At 70.8% G+C, this 16231-nt stretch carries 12 protein-coding genes; 4 read left to right on the forward strand and 8 right to left on the reverse strand.

All coding sequences use genetic code 11. The annotated features are described in order from the left end of the window. Positions 1-69: 69 nt before the first annotated feature. Positions 70-3096 (reverse strand): excinuclease ABC subunit UvrA, encoded by a 3027-nt coding sequence (gene uvrA, locus ACH499_RS00865; protein WP_356199915.1) that lies wholly within the window; start codon positions 3094-3096, stop codon positions 70-72. Between the two features lie 223 nt (positions 3097-3319). Between uvrA and ACH499_RS00870 the strand changes: the two genes are divergently transcribed. Then, the gene (locus ACH499_RS00870) at positions 3320-4012 is read left to right on the forward strand and encodes a maleylpyruvate isomerase family mycothiol-dependent enzyme (RefSeq protein ID WP_399013046.1); all 693 of its coding nucleotides are present in this window, start codon (positions 3320-3322) and stop codon (positions 4010-4012) included. Between the two features lie 45 nt (positions 4013-4057). Then, positions 4058-4714 carry an MBL fold metallo-hydrolase gene (locus tag ACH499_RS00875; RefSeq protein WP_356199919.1) on the forward strand — a complete coding sequence of 219 codons (657 nt, stop codon included), beginning with the start codon at positions 4058-4060 and terminating at the stop codon, positions 4712-4714. A gap of 186 nt (positions 4715-4900) precedes the next feature. On the opposite strand, the gene aroQ is transcribed toward ACH499_RS00875, so the two are convergent. After that, entirely contained in the window at positions 4901-5374 is a 474-nt protein-coding gene (gene aroQ / locus ACH499_RS00880) for a type II 3-dehydroquinate dehydratase (protein ID WP_356199921.1), read from the reverse strand. A gap of 104 nt (positions 5375-5478) precedes the next feature. On the opposite strand from aroQ, the gene ACH499_RS00885 reads away from it, so the two are divergent. Next, positions 5479-6525, forward strand: coding sequence for a S66 peptidase family protein (locus tag ACH499_RS00885; RefSeq protein WP_399013047.1), 1047 nt, complete (start codon positions 5479-5481; stop codon positions 6523-6525). A gap of 23 nt (positions 6526-6548) precedes the next feature. Here the strand turns inward: ACH499_RS00885 and ACH499_RS00890 are convergent, their stop codons facing one another. The 6 genes from ACH499_RS00890 to ACH499_RS00915 all read right to left on the reverse strand — a co-directional run bounded on the left by ACH499_RS00890 (position 6549) and on the right by ACH499_RS00915 (position 15035). Beyond that, entirely contained in the window at positions 6549-7649 is a 1101-nt protein-coding gene (locus tag ACH499_RS00890; RefSeq protein WP_399013048.1) for a calcium:proton antiporter, read from the reverse strand. 187 nt (positions 7650-7836) lie between these two features. Continuing rightward, positions 7837-8832: a TerC family protein gene (locus ACH499_RS00895; RefSeq protein WP_399013050.1), complete on the reverse strand. Its 996-nt coding sequence runs from the start codon at positions 8830-8832 to the stop codon at positions 7837-7839. A gap of 285 nt (positions 8833-9117) precedes the next feature. Continuing rightward, positions 9118-11160 (reverse strand): TerD family protein, encoded by a 2043-nt coding sequence (locus ACH499_RS00900; protein ID WP_399013051.1) that lies wholly within the window; start codon positions 11158-11160, stop codon positions 9118-9120. Between the two features lie 95 nt (positions 11161-11255). Beyond that, entirely contained in the window at positions 11256-11834 is a 579-nt protein-coding gene (locus ACH499_RS00905; RefSeq protein WP_225635961.1) for a TerD family protein, read from the reverse strand. Between the two features lie 143 nt (positions 11835-11977). Continuing rightward, the gene (gene uvrB, locus ACH499_RS00910; RefSeq protein WP_356199930.1) at positions 11978-14116 is read right to left on the reverse strand and encodes an excinuclease ABC subunit UvrB; all 2139 of its coding nucleotides are present in this window, start codon (positions 14114-14116) and stop codon (positions 11978-11980) included. Between the two features lie 40 nt (positions 14117-14156). Beyond that, entirely contained in the window at positions 14157-15035 is an 879-nt protein-coding gene (locus ACH499_RS00915) for an MHYT domain-containing protein (RefSeq protein WP_399013052.1), read from the reverse strand. A gap of 280 nt (positions 15036-15315) precedes the next feature. Between ACH499_RS00915 and ACH499_RS00920 the strand changes: the two genes are divergently transcribed. After that, complete coding sequence (locus ACH499_RS00920) at positions 15316-16200, forward strand: glycerophosphodiester phosphodiesterase (RefSeq protein ID WP_399013054.1); 885 nt, start codon at positions 15316-15318, stop codon at positions 16198-16200. Positions 16201-16231 lie beyond the last annotated feature (31 nt).

Consider the following 16231-nt stretch of genomic DNA (forward strand, 5'->3'; position numbering starts at 1 on the left):
CACGGCGTGTCGGCGCGGTGCCTGCCGGCACGGGCGGGCGGGCTCCGGGTGCCCGCCCGCCGGCCGGACTCAGGCCTTGCCGGTCCGCGTCGTCCTCTTCGCGGCCGGCTTGGTGGTCTTGGCCGTCTTCGCGGCGGACTTCGCCGCCGTGGTGCCGACCTTCTTGGTGGCCGTCTTCCTGGCCGTGGACTTGGCCGCCACCGTCTTCGCCGCCGTCCTGCGCGTGGTCTGCGCCGGGATGGCGTCGCTGACCCGGTCGGCGCCGAGGATGTCCCGCAGGAACTTGCCGGTGTGGCTGGCGGGAACGGCGGCGATCTCCTCCGGCGTGCCCTCGGCGACCACCAGGCCACCGCCGGCGCCGCCCTCGGGGCCCATGTCGACGACCCAGTCGGCGGTCTTGATCACGTCGAGGTTGTGCTCGATGACGATGACCGAGTTGCCCTTGTCGACCAGTCCGGACAGGACGGTGAGCAGCTTGCTGATGTCCTCGAAGTGCAGACCGGTGGTCGGCTCGTCCAGGACGTAGACCGTGCGGCCGGTGGAGCGGCGCTGCAGCTCGCTGGCGAGCTTCACGCGCTGGGCCTCACCGCCGGACAGGGTGGTCGCGGACTGGCCGAGCCGGACGTAGCCGAGGCCGACGTCCTTGAGCGTCTTCATGTGCCGGGCGATGGCGGGGACCGCCTCGAAGAAGTCGGTCGCCTCCTCGATCGGCATGTTCAGGACGTCGGCGATGGACTTGCCCTTGTAGTGGACCTCCAGGGTCTCCCGGTTGTACCGGGCGCCGTGGCAGACCTCGCACGGGACGTAGACATCCGGGAGGAAGTTCATCTCGATCTTGATCGTGCCGTCGCCCGCGCAGTTCTCGCAGCGCCCGCCCTTGACGTTGAAGGAGAACCTGCCCGGCATGTAGCCGCGGACCTTCGCCTCCGTCGTCTCGGCGAACAGCTTGCGGATGTGGTCGAAGACGCCGGTGTACGTCGCCGGGTTCGACCGCGGGGTGCGGCCGATGGGCGACTGGTCGACGTGGACGACCTTGTCGACGAGGTCGTCGCCGTCCACGCGCGTGTGCCGGCCGGGCACGCTGCGGGCGCCGTTCAGCTCGCGCGCCAGGTGGGTGTAGAGGATGTCGTTGACCAGCGTCGACTTGCCGGAGCCCGAGACGCCGGTGACGGCCGTGAACACCCCGAGCGGGAAGGACACGTCGATGTCCTGGAGGTTGTTCTCGCGGGCGCCGTGCACGGTGAGCTGCCGGGAGGGGTCGCGGGGACGCCGTACGTCGGGCAGCGGGATGGCTTTCCTGCCCGACAGGTACAGCCCGGTCTGCGACTCGGCGTTGTCGAGCAGTTCCTTCACGGAACCGCTGTGCACCACCTTGCCGCCGTGCTCACCGGCGCCGGGGCCGATGTCGACGATCCAGTCGGCGACCTTGATGGTGTCCTCGTCGTGCTCGACGACGATGAGCGTGTTGCCCATGTCGCGCAGCCGGACGAGGGTCTCGATCAGCCGGTGGTTGTCGCGCTGGTGCAGGCCGATGGACGGCTCGTCGAGGACGTACAGCACGCCGACGAGTCCGGAGCCGATCTGGGTGGCCAGGCGGATGCGCTGGGCCTCGCCGCCGGAGAGCGTGCCGGCCGCGCGGTTCAGGGAGAGGTAGTCCAGGCCGACGTCGACCAGGAACCGCAGCCGCTCGTTGACCTCCTTGAGCACCCGCTCGGCGATCTTCTTGTCGCGAGCGCTGAGCTTCAGCTCGCCCAGGAAGTCCGCGCAGTCGCTGATGGACATGGCCGAGACCTCGGCGATCGACTTGCCCATGACGGTGACGGCGAGGACGAGCGGCTTCAGGCGCGTGCCCTCACAGGTGGGGCAGGGCACCTCGCGCATGTAGCCCTCGAAGCGCTCGCGGCTGGCGTCGCTCTCGGACTCGCTGTGCCGGCGCTTGACGAAGGGGACGGCGCCCTCGAAGGCCGTGGTGTACCGGCGCTCGCGCCCGTACCGGTTGCGGTAGCGGACCTCGACCTGGGTCTTGTGCCCGTACAGCAGGGCCTTGCGGGCGCGCAGCGGCAGTCCCCCGAAGGGGATGTCCGTACGGAAGCCCAGCGCGTCCGCGAGGGCGCCGATCAGGCGGGCGAAGTAGTCCTTGGTGTGCCCGTGCGACCAGGGGTGGATGGCGCCCTCGTCCAGGGACTTGTCCGGGTCCGGGACGATCAGCTCCGGGTCGACCTCCATGCGCGTGCCGATGCCCGAGCAGTCGGGGCAGGCGCCGAAGGGCGAGTTGAAGGAGAAGGACCGGGGCTCCAGCTCCTCGAAGGACAGGTCGTCGTACGGGCAGTACAGGTGCTCCGAGTACATCCGCTCGCGCTCGGGGTCGTCCTCGGGCAGGTCGACGAAGTCGAGCACGACCATGCCGCCGGACAGGCCGAGCGCGGTCTCGACGGAGTCGGTGAGGCGGCGCTTGGCGGAGTCCTTGACGGTGAGGCGGTCGACGACCACCTCGATGGTGTGCTTCTCCTGCTTCTTCAGCGTCGGCGGGCTGGAGAGCTGGACCGTCTGGCCGTCCACGCGCGCGCGGGAGTAGCCCTTGGTCTGGAGGTCGGCGAAGAGGTCGACGAACTCGCCCTTGCGCTCGCGCACGAGCGGCGACAGCACCTGGAAGCGGCTGCCCTCGGGCAGCTCGAGGACCTTGTCGACGATGGCCTGCGGAGACTGGCGCGAGATGGGCCGGCCGCACTCGGGACAGTGCGGCTTGCCGATGCGCGCGAAGAGCAGGCGCAGGTAGTCGTAGACCTCGGTGATGGTGCCGACCGTGGAACGCGGGTTGCGCGAGGTCGACTTCTGGTCGATGGAGACCGCCGGGGAGAGGCCCTCGATGAAGTCGACGTCCGGCTTGTCCATCTGGCCGAGGAACTGCCGGGCGTACGAGGAGAGCGACTCCACGTAGCGGCGCTGCCCCTCGGCGAAGATCGTGTCGAAGGCCAGGGAGGACTTGCCCGACCCGGACAGGCCCGTGAAGACGATGAGCGAGTCACGAGGCAGGTCGAGCGAGACGTTCTTCAGATTGTGCTCGCGCGCGCCACGGACGATGAGACGGTCGGCCACGCCGGTCCGCACCTTTCTTGAGAGAAGTGACAGGGGCGGGGCCCCCGTCCTTCTCAGACTAGGGGGAGCCACTGACAACGCCGGTCGGATTCACCGGTTGTCAACAAACCCCGACTCTCCAGAATGCCCGACGTCACGCCCGACCATATAGCACGTGCATTCGATTTGCGGGCGGCATCCGCCACCTTCACCCGAAGGTGTGGTGCGGTCTAAGGTCGGCGGCATGATTGATCACGCGCGTGACCTGGCGTCTGTACACGACGCCACCGAACGGCTGCTCACCGCGGTCGGCAAACTGGACAACGCGGGCGTGACGGACCAGTCACGGCTTCCCGGCTGGACCCGCGGCCATGTCCTCGCCCACCTCGCCCGCAACGCGGACGCCCTCGTGAACGTCCTCGAGGGACGCCCCATGTACGTCTCCGCCGAGGCGCGGGACGCCGACATCGAGCGGGACGCCCCGCGCCCCCTGGAGGCCCAGCTCGCGGACGTGCGCGAGAGCGCCGCCCGCTTCGAGGCGGCGAGCGCCGTGCCCGCGGACTGGTCGCGCACGGTCGCGCTGCGCAACGGCGTCACCGACTCGGCGTCCCGGCTGCCCTTCCGGCGCTGGGCGGAGGTGGAACTGCACCACGTGGACCTCGGGATCGGGTACGAGCTGGAGGACCTTCCGCAGGAGTTCACCGAGCGGGAGACCGAGTTCCTCGCCGCCCGGTTCGCCGGGCACCCGGACGTACCGCCCACCCGCCTGACGGACGGCACGCACGCGTGGACCACGGGCCGCGAGGAGGGCCCCGGCGAGGCCGCCGTACGTGTCACCGGGGCCCCCGCCGACCTGCTGGGCTGGCTCGCCGGACGACGCGAGGGATCCGCGCTGACCGTGGAGGGCGGCGCGCTGCCCACGCTGCCGCCCCTGTAGCCCCGGGCGGGCTGCGCGGCGCCTGCCGGCGCTAGGCTGGCCGTCATGACCTACAGCGGAGAGGTGAGGGTCGGCGGCCCCGCCGACGTGCACGAGCTCAAGGACCTGATGATCACGAAGGTCGCGGTCGGCCCGATGGACAACAACGCCTATCTGCTGCGCTGCCGGGCCACCGACGAGCAGTTGCTGATCGACGCCGCGAACGACGCGCACACGCTGCTCGGCAGCATCGGTGACGACGGGATCGCCTCCGTCGTCACCACCCACCGGCACGCCGACCACTGGCAGGCGCTCGCCGAGGTCGTCGCCGCCACCGGTGCCCGCACCTACGCCGGCCGGTACGACGCGGAGGGCATTCCCGTGCCCACCGACGTCCCGGTGGACGACGGCGACACCATCCGGGTGGGCCGGGTGGAGCTCACCGCCCGCCACCTGGTCGGGCACACGCCGGGTTCCATCGTCCTCGTCTACGACGACCCGCACGGGCATCCGCATGTCTTCACGGGTGACTGCCTCTTCCCCGGCGGTGTGGGCAACACCCGCAAGGACCCGAAGGCCTTCGCGAGCCTGATCCACGACGTGGAGACCAAGGTCTTCGACGTCCTCCCGGACGAGACGTGGGTCTACCCGGGCCACGGCAACGACACCACGCTCGGCGCGGAGCGCCCGCACCTGCCGGAGTGGCACGCGCGCGGGTGGTGAAGCCCGGGGCGTGAGACCTCGTGCGCGCCCCGTGTGAAACGTTCACCAGCGGCGCCCCGCCGCGCACACTGGTCCCGCGCGGGGCGGCGCGGTGCACTGGGGGCAGCCCCGCACAGGAAGACGGCTCCTGGGCGGCACGGGCCGCCGGCCTTCCCACTCCCGCCCTCGGCCGGCGGCCCCGGCTTCTCAGGTGGCCGCCCGCCCGGCCCCCGCCAGCGCCGCGACCCGCTCCACACCGAACACGTACCCCTGGACACCGCACCCCGCGATCACCCCGTCGGCGCGCTGCGAGACGTACGAGTGGTGCCGGAACGGCTCTCGCTGGTGGATGTTGGAGATGTGGACCTCCACCACCGGAAGCCCGTCGCAGGTGTTGAGAGCATCCAGGATCGCGATGGACGTGTGCGAGTAGGCGGCGGGGTTGATCACGATGCCGCAGTGGTTCAGCCGCGCCTCGTGGATCCAGTCGACCAGTTCGCCCTCGTGGTTGGACTGGCGGAAGTCCACCGTGCCGCCGTGGGCCCGGGCCGCCTCGGCACACCTCGCCTCGACGTCGGCGAGGGTGTCCGAACCGTAGATCTCCGGCTGCCGCTGGCCGAGCAGATTCAGGTTGGGGCCGTTGAGGATCATGATCGGGGCGTTGGCCAGGGTGCGGGGCACGGTTCCTCCGGTCCGTTCGAGGTGCGCCGCTCCCAGGCACGGCCGGCGCTCGGACCTGGTTTATCACGGTGCGGCCGTCACCCCTGCGGCCCTACCCTCCCCTCATGCCGAGGATCATGTACCCGCCCAAGCCGTCGCCCGGCGACCGTGTGGCGGTGATATCGCCCGGGTCGGGGCTGCCCGGACTGTTCCCGCTCCCCTACGAGTTGGGGCTCGAGCGGCTGCGCACCGAGTACGGGCTGGAGCCGGTCGAGTACCCGGCCACACGGAAGATGGGCTCGACGCCACGCGAACGGGCCGACGACGTCCACGCGGCCTTCGCCGACCCGGACGTCAAGGCCGTCATCGCCTCCATCGGTGGTGACGACCAGATCACCGTCCTGCCGCACCTGGACCGGGAGCTGATCCGGGCCAACCCGAAGCCGTTCTTCGGGCTGAGCGACAACACGAACCTGCTCGCCTACCTGTACAACACCGGGATCGTCGCGTACCACGGCGCCAGTGTGATGTGCGAGCTGGGCCGCCCCGGTGCCATGAACCCGCTGACCGCCGACTCCCTGCGGGCCGCGCTGTTCACGTCCGGCCCCTACGAACTGCGGCCCGCCGAGCGCTGGAACGACGTGGACCGGGACTGGGCCGACCCCGCGACCTTCGATGCCGAGCCGCGGACCCGGCCCGGTTCCGGCTGGTCCTGGGTCAACGCCGACCGCGTGGTCGAGGGCCGTGGCTGGGGCGGCTGTCTGGAGATCCTCGGCTGGCTGCTGATGGCCGACCGCGAGATCGCCCGCGACCCGGCCGAGTACGAGGGGGGTGTGCTGCTCCTGGAGACCTCGGAGGAGCTGCCGAGCGCCGCGGAGGTCTTCCGGACGCTGCGCAACATGGGTGAGCGCGGGCTGCTCCGTCCCTTCTCCGCACTGTTGATGGGACGCCCCAAGACATGGTCCTTCGAGCGCCCGAACAGCCCCGAGGAGGGCGTCCGCTACGCGGCCGAGCAGCGCGAGGCGGTGCTGCGCGCGATGCGGACCTACGCCCCCGACGCCACGATCGTCTTCGACGTGGACTTCGGCCACACCGACCCGCAGCTCGTCGTCCCGTACGGCGGGACCGTCCGGGTCGACGGGCCCGCCCGCCGCATCACCGTCACGTACTGATCCCGGTACGGACTCCGCCTCGGCTACGGGTTGACCGCCAGCTCCAGATAGGCGGCGAACAGCACCAGGTGGACGCCGCCCTGCAGGGGTGTCGCCCGTCCCGGCACGACCGTCAGGGACGCCACCACCACGGTCAGCGCGAGCAGGACCATGTGGGTGGAGCCGAGACCCAGGACCAGCGGGCCGGGGAGCCAGACGGAGGCGAGCGCGACCGCCGGGATGGTCAGGCCGATGCTGGCCATCGCGGAACCGAGCGCGAGGTTCAGGCTGGTCTGCACCCGGTCGCGGCGGGCGCTGCGCAGGGCTGCGATGGTCTCGGGCAGCAGCACCAGCAGGGCGATGATCACACCGACGACGGCGTGGTGGAGTCCCGCGGCCTCCACCCCGTCCTCGATGGTGGGCGACACCCCCTTGGCGAGGCCGACCACGCCGATCAGGGCCATCGCCAGCAGGCCCAGGCTGATCAGGGCGGTGCGGCCGGTCGGCGCGTCGGCGTGCCTCTCCGCGGTGATCACCTCGCCCTGCCGGGTGATCGGGAGGAAGTAGTCGCGGTGCCGCACGGTCAGGGTGGCGATGAAGAGCCCGTAGAGGATCAACGAGGAGAGCGCCGCGAAGGTGAGCTGGACGGTGGAGAACTCCGGTCCCGGCGCGCTGGTGGTGAACGTCGGCAGCACCAGACTGAGCGTGGCCAGGGTCGCCACCGTGGCGAGGGCGGCACCGGTGCCCTCCGGGTTGAACACCGCCGTGCCGTGCCGCAGGGAGCCGACGAGCAGGCTGAGGCCGACGACGCCGTTGCAGGTGATCATCACGGCCGCGAAGACAGTGTCCCTGGCGAGGGTCGCGCTCTTGTCACCGCCGTCCGCCATCAGGGTCACGATGAGGGCGACTTCGATGACGGTGACGGCGACGGCGAGGACGAGGGAGCCGAAGGGTTCGCCGACCCGGTGCGCGACCACTTCCGCGTGGTGGACGGCGGCCAGGACGGCCAGCGCGAGGACCACCGTGAGCAGCGCGACGACGGGGCCGGGCAGATCGCGTCCCCAGGTGAGGACCAGCAGCACGACGGCGACCACGGGGGTGACGGTCGTCCAGTGTGTCAGGAACTCCCTGGGCCGACTGATCATGCCGTGATCGTCGCAGAGGTGAACCCACCTCGCACTCCCGGTCGCACGGACCGGGGAACGCCTCAGGGGCACCCGCCCCGGCACGGTCCTCTCGTGCCGGGGCGGGTGCCCCTGAGCGGCGTGCGGCTGTGCGCCGCCCGCCGCTCTTTTTGACCGCCGGGTACGCCCGACGGGGGCGTGCGCGGGGTCAGGCCCCGACGTCCTCCTTCGACGCATCCCGCTCGGCCGCCGCCTCGGCCGCGGCCTGCTTCCGGGAGGCCCGGAGGCTGGTGATCGTGGTGACGATCAGGACCGAGCAGATCACCCCGAGCGAGACGGGAATGCTGATCTCGGGGACGTGGACCCCGGACTCGTGCAGGGCGTGCAGCACCAGCTTCACGCCGATGAAGCCCAGGATGATCGACAGGCCGTAGGAGAGGTGGACCAGCTTCCTCAGCAGACCGCCGATGAGGAAGTAGAGCTGCCGCAGACCCATCAGGGCGAACGCGTTGGCGGTGAAGACGATGTACGGGTCCTGCGTGAGGCCGAAGATCGCCGGGATGGAGTCGAGGGCGAAGAGGACGTCGGTGGTGCCGATCGCGAGCATCACGACCAGCATCGGGGTCATGATCCGCTTGCCGTTCTCCTCGATCCACAGCTTGGTGCCGTGGTAGCGGTCGGCGACACCGAAGCGGCGCTCGGCCGCCTTGAGCAGCTTGTTCTCCTCGAACTCCTCGTCCTCCTCGTCGGCCCGGGCCTCCTGGATGAGCTTCCAGGCGGTCCAGATCAGGAAGGCGCCGAAGAGGTAGAACACCCACGCGAAGCTGGCGAGGATCGCCGCGCCGGCGGCGATGAAGACCGCCCTGAGGACCAGGGCTATGAGCACACCGACCAGGAGCACACGCTGCTGGTACTGCGAGGGCACCGCGAACTTCGCCATGATCAGGACGAAGACGAAGAGGTTGTCGACGCTCAGGGACTTCTCGGTGATGAAGCCCGCGAAGAACTCTCCGGCCGGCTGGCCGCCTCCGAAGAGGAAGAGACCGAGTCCGAAGAGACCGGCCAGCGCGATCCAGACGACCGTCCAGATCCCCGCTTCCTTGATCGACACGTCGTGCGGCTTGCGGCCGATGAAGAAGTCGACCGCGATGAGGGCGGCGAGGCCCAGGATGGTCAGGACCCACAGGGTCATGGAAACTTGCACTTGCGCCTCCGGCAGTACGTCACAGGGCAGATGTCAGCGTCGTCGCTGCTGGAGGTCTCTTCCACCCCGGGTGTCCGGCGCGCGAGGCGCGTGCGGAACCCACGGGCCGACGCCCCGGGATCTGGCCTGATCCGTATTGACGGGCACGTCGCAGTAGGCAGGGAGTACTCCCCTCCGTAAGAACGACGGTACCCCAACCACCAAGGAAAGGTAAAGAGACAGGTAAAGTCCCGGGCAAAACAGCAGGTCAGTTGATCTTTACCAGTGCTTGGGACAGGACGTGGCTCACCGGTTCCACGAGCGCCGCGCCGCGGCCACCGCGCTGAGCACCCGGTGGAGGACCTGGCTGCCGGGCGGCACGAGCGGGGGCTCGTAGGTCCAGGCGTGACCGACCCAGGGGTCGGCCAGGTGATCGTCGGCCACCGGGGTCAGGCGCAGCAGTGAACGCCACAGCGGGTCGAGCAGCGGCCCGTACCCCGCGGACTCCTCGCGGTCGGCGACCAGCATCAGGTGCACGCCGACGGCCGGGCCCTCGTCCGCGAGGTAGCGGAGCTGGTTCACGGCGCGGTCGTCGAAGCCGTGCGGGAAGTCGTTGACGATCAGGAGCTGCTGGGACGTGTCGAGTCCGGGGGGAAGCGCGTCGGCGGCGCCCCCGCGCAAGGCCATCTGCACCAGGTCGACGCGCTGGGTGAGCCGGGCCAGCACGTCGGCCACCCCCACGGCGCCCTGGGCCGGCGGCGCGGCCAGTACCCCGGTGTGCACCAGCGGCGCCAGCGGCTGCGCGCCCGCTCCGGCCGGGTCGATGACGTGCACGGTGAACTCGCCCGCCGGATAGACGGCGAGCAGCCGCGCCGCGTGCGCGACGGCCGTCTCCAGGCCGAGGCGGCGCATCTCGTGGGAGTCGGCGAACGAACCGTCGAGCGAGCGGGAACGCCCGCTGTCGATCCACAGGCCGCGCTCGAGCGGCAGCCGGACCAGCATCGGGATGCGTATCCGGTCGGCCTCGGGCAGGCGGAGGTCGCCCAGCCGCAGGGCCATGGGGATCTCCATCGGCACGCGGTAGGCGTGCCAGACCGGGTTGTCCCAGCGTGCGTAGGCCGCGGGCAGCGCGGGCTCGACGACCTCGGCCTCGGCGGCGAGCTGAGCCAGGTCCCGGTCCAGGGCCTCCTGGGCCTGGGCCACGAGCGCGCCGTGCCGGGCGCGGGCGGCCTCGCGCGCGGCGTCTCCCTGACCGCCGATCCGGCTGCGCGGGTCGGACAGCGCCTGGTCGAGTTCCTTCTCCATGCGCGAGTCGGCGAAGTCGACGGCGCTGCGGTACGCGGCCGCGGTGCGCGCCAGGTCCTCGAACATGCCCCACACCTGGTTGTAGAGCCGCTCGTCCATGGACCAGCCGGTGGCGTCGCCCGCGACGGGCCGGGCGGACTGCCCGGGCGCGGCGGGAGGCGCGGCCGGCGGGGGCGGCGGCGGCGCCGCGTGGCGGCGGTTCGGGTGGCTGTAGTCGATCGGGCCGCCGCCGGCCGGGGCGGACGGCTCGGCGGTGTGGTCCCCCACCACGGGCCCGCCCGGGTACGGCGCCGGTCCGGGCTGCCCCGGGACACCGGGCGCCTGCGGGCCGTCGGCGCCCTGGGGGCCGTAGGGGGACGGCGCCGGTACGGGACCGGGGGCGCCCTGGGACGCGGTCGCGCCGTGGTCCGGTCCCAGGGCCGGGGCGGCGGGCTGCCGTGAACGGTCGCCGTCCGCCGTGCGCGGCGGGGGCGCCGGGACGGAGCGGGCCAGGCCGCCGGCCACCGCCTCCTGGACGACGCCGGCGATCTGCTGGGCCTCGACCATGCCCTGGTCGGCGAGGAGTTCGGCGAGACCGCCCGCGTAGCCCTGGCCGACGGCGCGCACCTTCCAGGCGCCCTGCCTGCGGTACAGCTCCAGCGCGACGACGGCGGATTCGGCCTCCAGGCCGGTGAGGGTGTAGCTGGCGATCTCGGCGCCGTCGAGACCGGTGACGGCGACGAAGGGGGCGGCGACGGCGCCGAAGCGGAACGGGCCCGACGCGTCGGCCGCGGACAGGGCGAGCAGCACGCTGACCCGGTGCACGGCGTCCGGCACGGCGTCCAGGTCCACCGCGAGGCGGTGCTCGGCGGCGGCCTGGCGGGAGACCTCCAGCCCGGGCAGGGCGGGAGCGCCCGGGTGGGCGACCCATTCGGCGCCGTGAACCGTCCCGTTCTCGTCGCCGAGCGTGGCCGCGGCCACCAGCGGCGTGCCGGCCGAGACCCGGATCTCCAGACGGGCCTGGGGAAGCGGGTGGTTCTGCCCCCGCACCAGCTCGGCCGTCATCGCCTGTCCCCCTGTGTCATGTGTGTACGGCTCGTGGTGTGTGGTGCGCCGCGTGCCCGTCCCCCGGCGGGACGGGCACGGCGGATGATGTTTCCCTACAGGACAGGCAGGATCGCCGGCATCAGGTCCTGGAAGGTGCGGCCGTTGGCCGGGCTGCCGAGGGCCGTCATCGACCAGCCCTGTCCCACCCGGTGCACCTTGGCCATGATCTGCGCCGTGAACGCGCCGCCGCCGGCCAGGGTGTAGCGGGCGAGCTCCTGGCCGTTGGTCTCGTCGACGAGGCGGCAGAAGGCGTTCTGCACCTCCTGGAACGTCTGGCCCGTGAAGGAGTTCACGGTGAAGACGATCTGGTCGATGTGGACCGGGACGCGCTGCAGGTCGACGAGGATCGCCTCGTCGTCGCCGCCCTGGCCGACCCCGCCGACCAGGTTGTCGCCGGTGTGCCGCACCGAGCCGTCGTCGCTCACCAGGTGGCGGAAGAAGACGACGTCGACCGGCTGCTTGTCCGCGAACAGGACGGCGGAGGCGTCGAGGTCGATCTCCCGGGTGCGCGAGCCGAACAGGCCGCGCCGGGGGGCCGCCTGCCAGCCGAGACCCATGCGCACCGACGTCAGGCTGCCGCCGTCGTTCTTCTGCAGACTGATGGCCTGACCCTTGGTCATGTTGACGGTCACGCGCTGATTCCCCTCTACGAACGGTCCCCTGTTGCCGCGGCGCCCGCGGTTGTCCAGAACCCTACGCAGGGGCACTGACAGTGCCCTAGCCAGGGCCGCACTTTGTGTCGGTCTTGCAACACACCGCGTGTCCTGCTGGGCCGTCAGGCCAGTCCGGCCTCCTTCATCTGGCGCAGTTCCTTCTTCATCTCGGAGACCTCGTCACGCAGCCGGGCGGCGATCTCGAACTGGAGGTCCGCGGCGGCGGCCCGCATACGGGCGGTCAGCTCCTCGATCTGCTCGGCGAGTTCGGCCGCGGGACGGTCGGTGGGCACCGTCTCCTTCTTGCGGCCCTTGGCCGTCTTGGTGCCGGCCGCCGCCTTGCCGCCGAGGGAGGGCACCGGGGCCTTGGCGCCCTTGCCGTCCTTGCTCTGGCGGTAGCCCGAGCCGAGGAGCTGCTCGGTGTCGATGTCCTCGCGGGCGATCTGCGCGACGATGTCGTTGATCTTCTTGCGCAGGGGCTGCGGGTCGATGCCGTTCGCCGTGTTGTAGGCGATCTGCTTCTCCCGGCGCCGGTTGGTCTCGTCGATGGCCTTCTCCATCGCCGGGGTGATCTTGTCCGCGTACATGTGGACCTGGCCGGAGACATTGCGCGCGGCACGGCCGATGGTCTGGATCAGCGAGGTGCCGGAGCGCAGGAAGCCCTCCTTGTCGGCGTCGAGGATCGCCACCAGGGAGACCTCGGGCAGGTCGAGGCCCTCACGCAGGAGGTTGATGCCGACCAGGACGTCGTACTCACCGGCGCGCAGCTCGCGCAGCAGCTCGACGCGGCGCAGCGTGTCGACGTCGCTGTGCAGATAGCGGACCTGGATGCCGAGCTCCAGGAAGTAGTCGGTGAGGTCCTCGGCCATCTTCTTGGTGAGCGTGGTGACGAGGACGCGCTCGTCCTTCTCGGTGCGCTTGCGGATCTCGTGCACCAGGTCGTCGATCTGGCCCTCGGTGGGCTTGACGACGACCTCCGGGTCGACGAGGCCGGTCGGGCGGATGATCTGTTCGACGGCACCGTCCGCGCGGGACAGCTCGTAGGTGCCCGGGGTCGCCGACAGGTAGACGGTCTGCCCGATGCGCTCCTGGAACTCCTCCCACTTCAGCGGGCGGTTGTCGAGCGCGGAGGGCAGCCGGAAGCCGTGGTCGACCAGGGTGCGCTTGCGGGAGGCGTCGCCCTCGTACATGGCGCCGATCTGCGGGACGGTGACGTGCGACTCGTCGATGACGAGCAGGAAGTCGTCCGGGAAGTAGTCCAGCAGGGTGTTGGGCGGGGAGCCGGGCGAGCGGCCGTCGAAGTGCATCGAGTAGTTCTCCACGCCGGAGCAGGTGCCGATCTGGCGGAGCATCTCGAGGTCGTAGGTCGTGCGCATCCGCAGCCGCTGGGCCTCCAGGAGCTTGCCCTGCTTCTCCAGCTCGGCCAGGCGCTCCCCGAGCTCCTTCTCGATGTCGTTGACGGCCCGCTCCATGCGCTCGGGGCCGGCGACGTAGTGGGAGGCCGGGAAGACGTAGAGCTGCTGGTCGTCGCTGATGATCTCGCCGGTGACGGGGTGGAGCGTGGACAGGGCCTCGATCTCGTCGCCGAACATCTCGATGCGGACGGCGAGCTCCTCGTAGACCGGGAAGATCTCGATCGTGTCGCCGCGCACCCGGAAGGTGCCGCGGGTGAAGGCCATGTCGTTGCGCGTGTACTGGATGTCGACGAAGCGGCGCAGCAGCTCGTCCCGGTCGTGCTCGTCGCCGACCCGGAGGGGGACCATGCGGTCGACGTACTCCTGCGGGGTGCCGAGGCCGTAGATGCAGGAGACGGAGGCGACCACGACGACGTCGCGCCGGGTGAGCAGCGAGTTGGTGGCGGAGTGGCGCAGGCGCTCCACCTCCTCGTTGATCGAGGAGTCCTTCTCGATGTAGGTGTCCGACTGCGGGACGTAGGCCTCGGGCTGGTAGTAGTCGTAGTACGAGACGAAGTACTCGACCGCGTTGTTCGGCAGGAGCTCGCGGAACTCGTTCGCCAACTGGGCGGCCAGGGTCTTGTTCGGCGCCATCACGAGAGTGGGGCGCTGGAGCTTCTCGATCATCCACGCCGTGGTGGCCGACTTGCCGGTGCCCGTCGCGCCGAGCAGCACGACGTCCTTCTCGCCTGCTCCGATGCGCCGGGCGAGGTCGGCGATGGCCGTCGGCTGGTCGCCGCTCGGCCGGTAGGGGCTGACGACCTCGAAGGGCGCCACCGTGCGTTCGATGTGGGAAACGGGCCGCATGGAATCCACCGTACGACCCCGCACTGACAAAGGGCCCGGATCAGCGGTTCTGCGGGGTGCGCGAGCGGCGGTGGGCCAGGGGGCGGCGCGTGGGGTGCGCCGGGTGGCGCCCCGGGTGGCGGGCCCTGCGCCGGAGCTCGGTGTGGGCGGGGACGCCGGGTTTCTGCTCGACGGGCACCCCGGCGGTCCTGCCCATGACCATCAGCGGGTCGAACAGCACCACGACGCCGGCGAGGACGAGGAAGGCGAGGGGGCCGATCAGCATGGGGGCGAGGAGCTCGGCCGGTGAGCCGCCGGTGGTGGGCTCGGACGTGCCCTGAAGGTGGACGTCGAGGGCGGCCATGCCGGTGTAGTGCATGCCGGTGACGGCGAGGCCCATCACCAGGCTCGCGCCCACGCTCCAGAGGAACCCCCGGACCTGTCCGGCGGCCCACAGCGCGGCGGTCGCGGCGGCCATGGCTATGACAACGGACACGGCCACGGTGAACGTGTTGTACTCGAGCTGTCCGTCCAGCCGCATACCGGCCATTCCGAGGTAGTGCATCGAGGCGATGCCCAGTCCGGTGATCGTGCCCCCGGTGAACAGGGCGGTTCCCCGCGCGCCCCGGTAGCCGACGATGAAGATGCCCACGCCCACCATGACGACGGCGACGGCGAGGCTCGCGAACGTCATCAGCCAGTCGTAGCGGATCGGTGTGTGCTCGACCGTGAACCCCATCATCGCGACGAAGTGCATGGTCCAGATCCCGGAGCCGATCGCCGCGGAGCCGAGGGCGAGCCATCCCGGTCGCCACGAGTGGGTGACCAGCAGGGACCGGGTGGTGCAGCGCAGGCCGAGCGCCCCGCCCAGGCAGGCCGTGAAGTAGGCCACCAGCGGTGTGACGAGTCCGTAACTGAATCCGTCGACCGTGCCGTGCATGTGCGGCCGCCCTTCCGCCCTCTGAAATATCCCGGAGTGCCCTGAAATACGCCATTCCCGGGACCGTGCATACGACCAGGGTCGAGGCAGAGAGTATGGCCCCCACCGGAATGGTCGAACGATTCTCCGGCAAAGAATCACGGCCTCGCCCCAGTTGTGCGGCCTCCGTGACCGGAGTTGATCAACTCCATTCAGCCTGTGGCCATTCTGCACCCATCTCTCGTTGACCCTCTGCTGTCACAGTAGTGCTGTCCGTGAACGCTCGACGCGAGGAGTATGTATGCACGCGCGCGCAGTTGCCGTTCTGACCACCGCGCTCGCGGGGGTCGTCCTCATAGCCCCCGGGGCTCACGCGGACACCCTCGACGGAGGTGACGCGCCCACGGTCGTCGCCCACCGGGGCGCCTCCGCCTACGCGCCCGAGAACACGCTCGCCGCCGTCGACAAGGCCGCAGAGCTGGGCATCCGCTGGGTGGAGAACGACGTGCAGCGCACCAAGGACGGTGAGCTCGTCGTCATCCACGACGACAGCCTGCAGCGGACCACCGACGTCGAGGAGGTGTTCCCCGACCGCGCGCCCTGGAAGGTGAAGGACTTCACGGCCGCGGAGATCGCGCGACTGGACGCCGGGAGCTGGTTCGGCCCCGAGTACGCGGGCGCGCGCGTGCCGACGCTGGAGCAGTACCTGCACCGCGTGGACCGCCACCACCAGAAGCTGCTGCTGGAGCTCAAGAGCCCGGCGCAGTACCCGGGCATCGAGCGGGAGACCCTCAAGGTGCTCGCCAACGAGGGCTGGCTCGACCGGCGGCACGTGGCCGGCCGGCTGATCGTGCAGAGCTTCGACGCGGCCAGCATCCGGACCGTGCACAGCCTCAAGCCGGCCCTCAAGACGGGGTTCCTCGGTACCCCGGCCGTGTCGGACCTGCCCGAGTACGCGAAGTTCACGGACCAGATCAACCCGTCCTACGGCTCGCTCTCCGCGAACTACGTCTCCTCCGTCCACGCCCTCAAGGGGGCGCACGGCAGGCCCCTGGAGGTCTTCACCTGGACCGTCGACAACCCGGACGTCGCCAAGCGGGTCGCCGGGTACGGCGTGGACGGCGTGATCACCAACAAGCCGGACGTGGTGCGGGACGCCGTGGAGGCGGCCGCGGCCGGGCAGTGACCCCCGTGACGCCCGGGGCGGTGGCGGCGTC

The sequence above is a fragment of the Streptomyces sp. NPDC018947 genome, assembly GCF_044390505.1.
Classification (GTDB): Bacteria; Actinomycetota; Actinomycetes; order Streptomycetales; family Streptomycetaceae; genus Streptomyces.

Coding starts and splice junctions, on each gene's coding strand:
- ACH499_RS00875 (WP_356199919.1), top strand. CDS start 4,058: ATGACCTACAGCGGAGAGGTGAGGGTCGGCGGCCCCGCCGACGTGCAC.
- ACH499_RS00870 (WP_399013046.1), top strand. CDS start 3,320: ATGATTGATCACGCGCGTGACCTGGCGTCTGTACACGACGCCACCGAA.
- ACH499_RS00890 (WP_399013048.1), bottom strand. CDS start 7,649: ATGATCAGTCGGCCCAGGGAGTTCCTGACACACTGGACGACCGTCACC.
- uvrB (WP_356199930.1), bottom strand. CDS start 14,116: ATGCGGCCCGTTTCCCACATCGAACGCACGGTGGCGCCCTTCGAGGTC.
- ACH499_RS00915 (WP_399013052.1), bottom strand. CDS start 15,035: ATGCACGGCACGGTCGACGGATTCAGTTACGGACTCGTCACACCGCTG.
- ACH499_RS00885 (WP_399013047.1), top strand. CDS start 5,479: ATGCCGAGGATCATGTACCCGCCCAAGCCGTCGCCCGGCGACCGTGTG.
- ACH499_RS00920 (WP_399013054.1), top strand. CDS start 15,316: ATGCACGCGCGCGCAGTTGCCGTTCTGACCACCGCGCTCGCGGGGGTC.
- ACH499_RS00900 (WP_399013051.1), bottom strand. CDS start 11,160: ATGACGGCCGAGCTGGTGCGGGGGCAGAACCACCCGCTTCCCCAGGCC.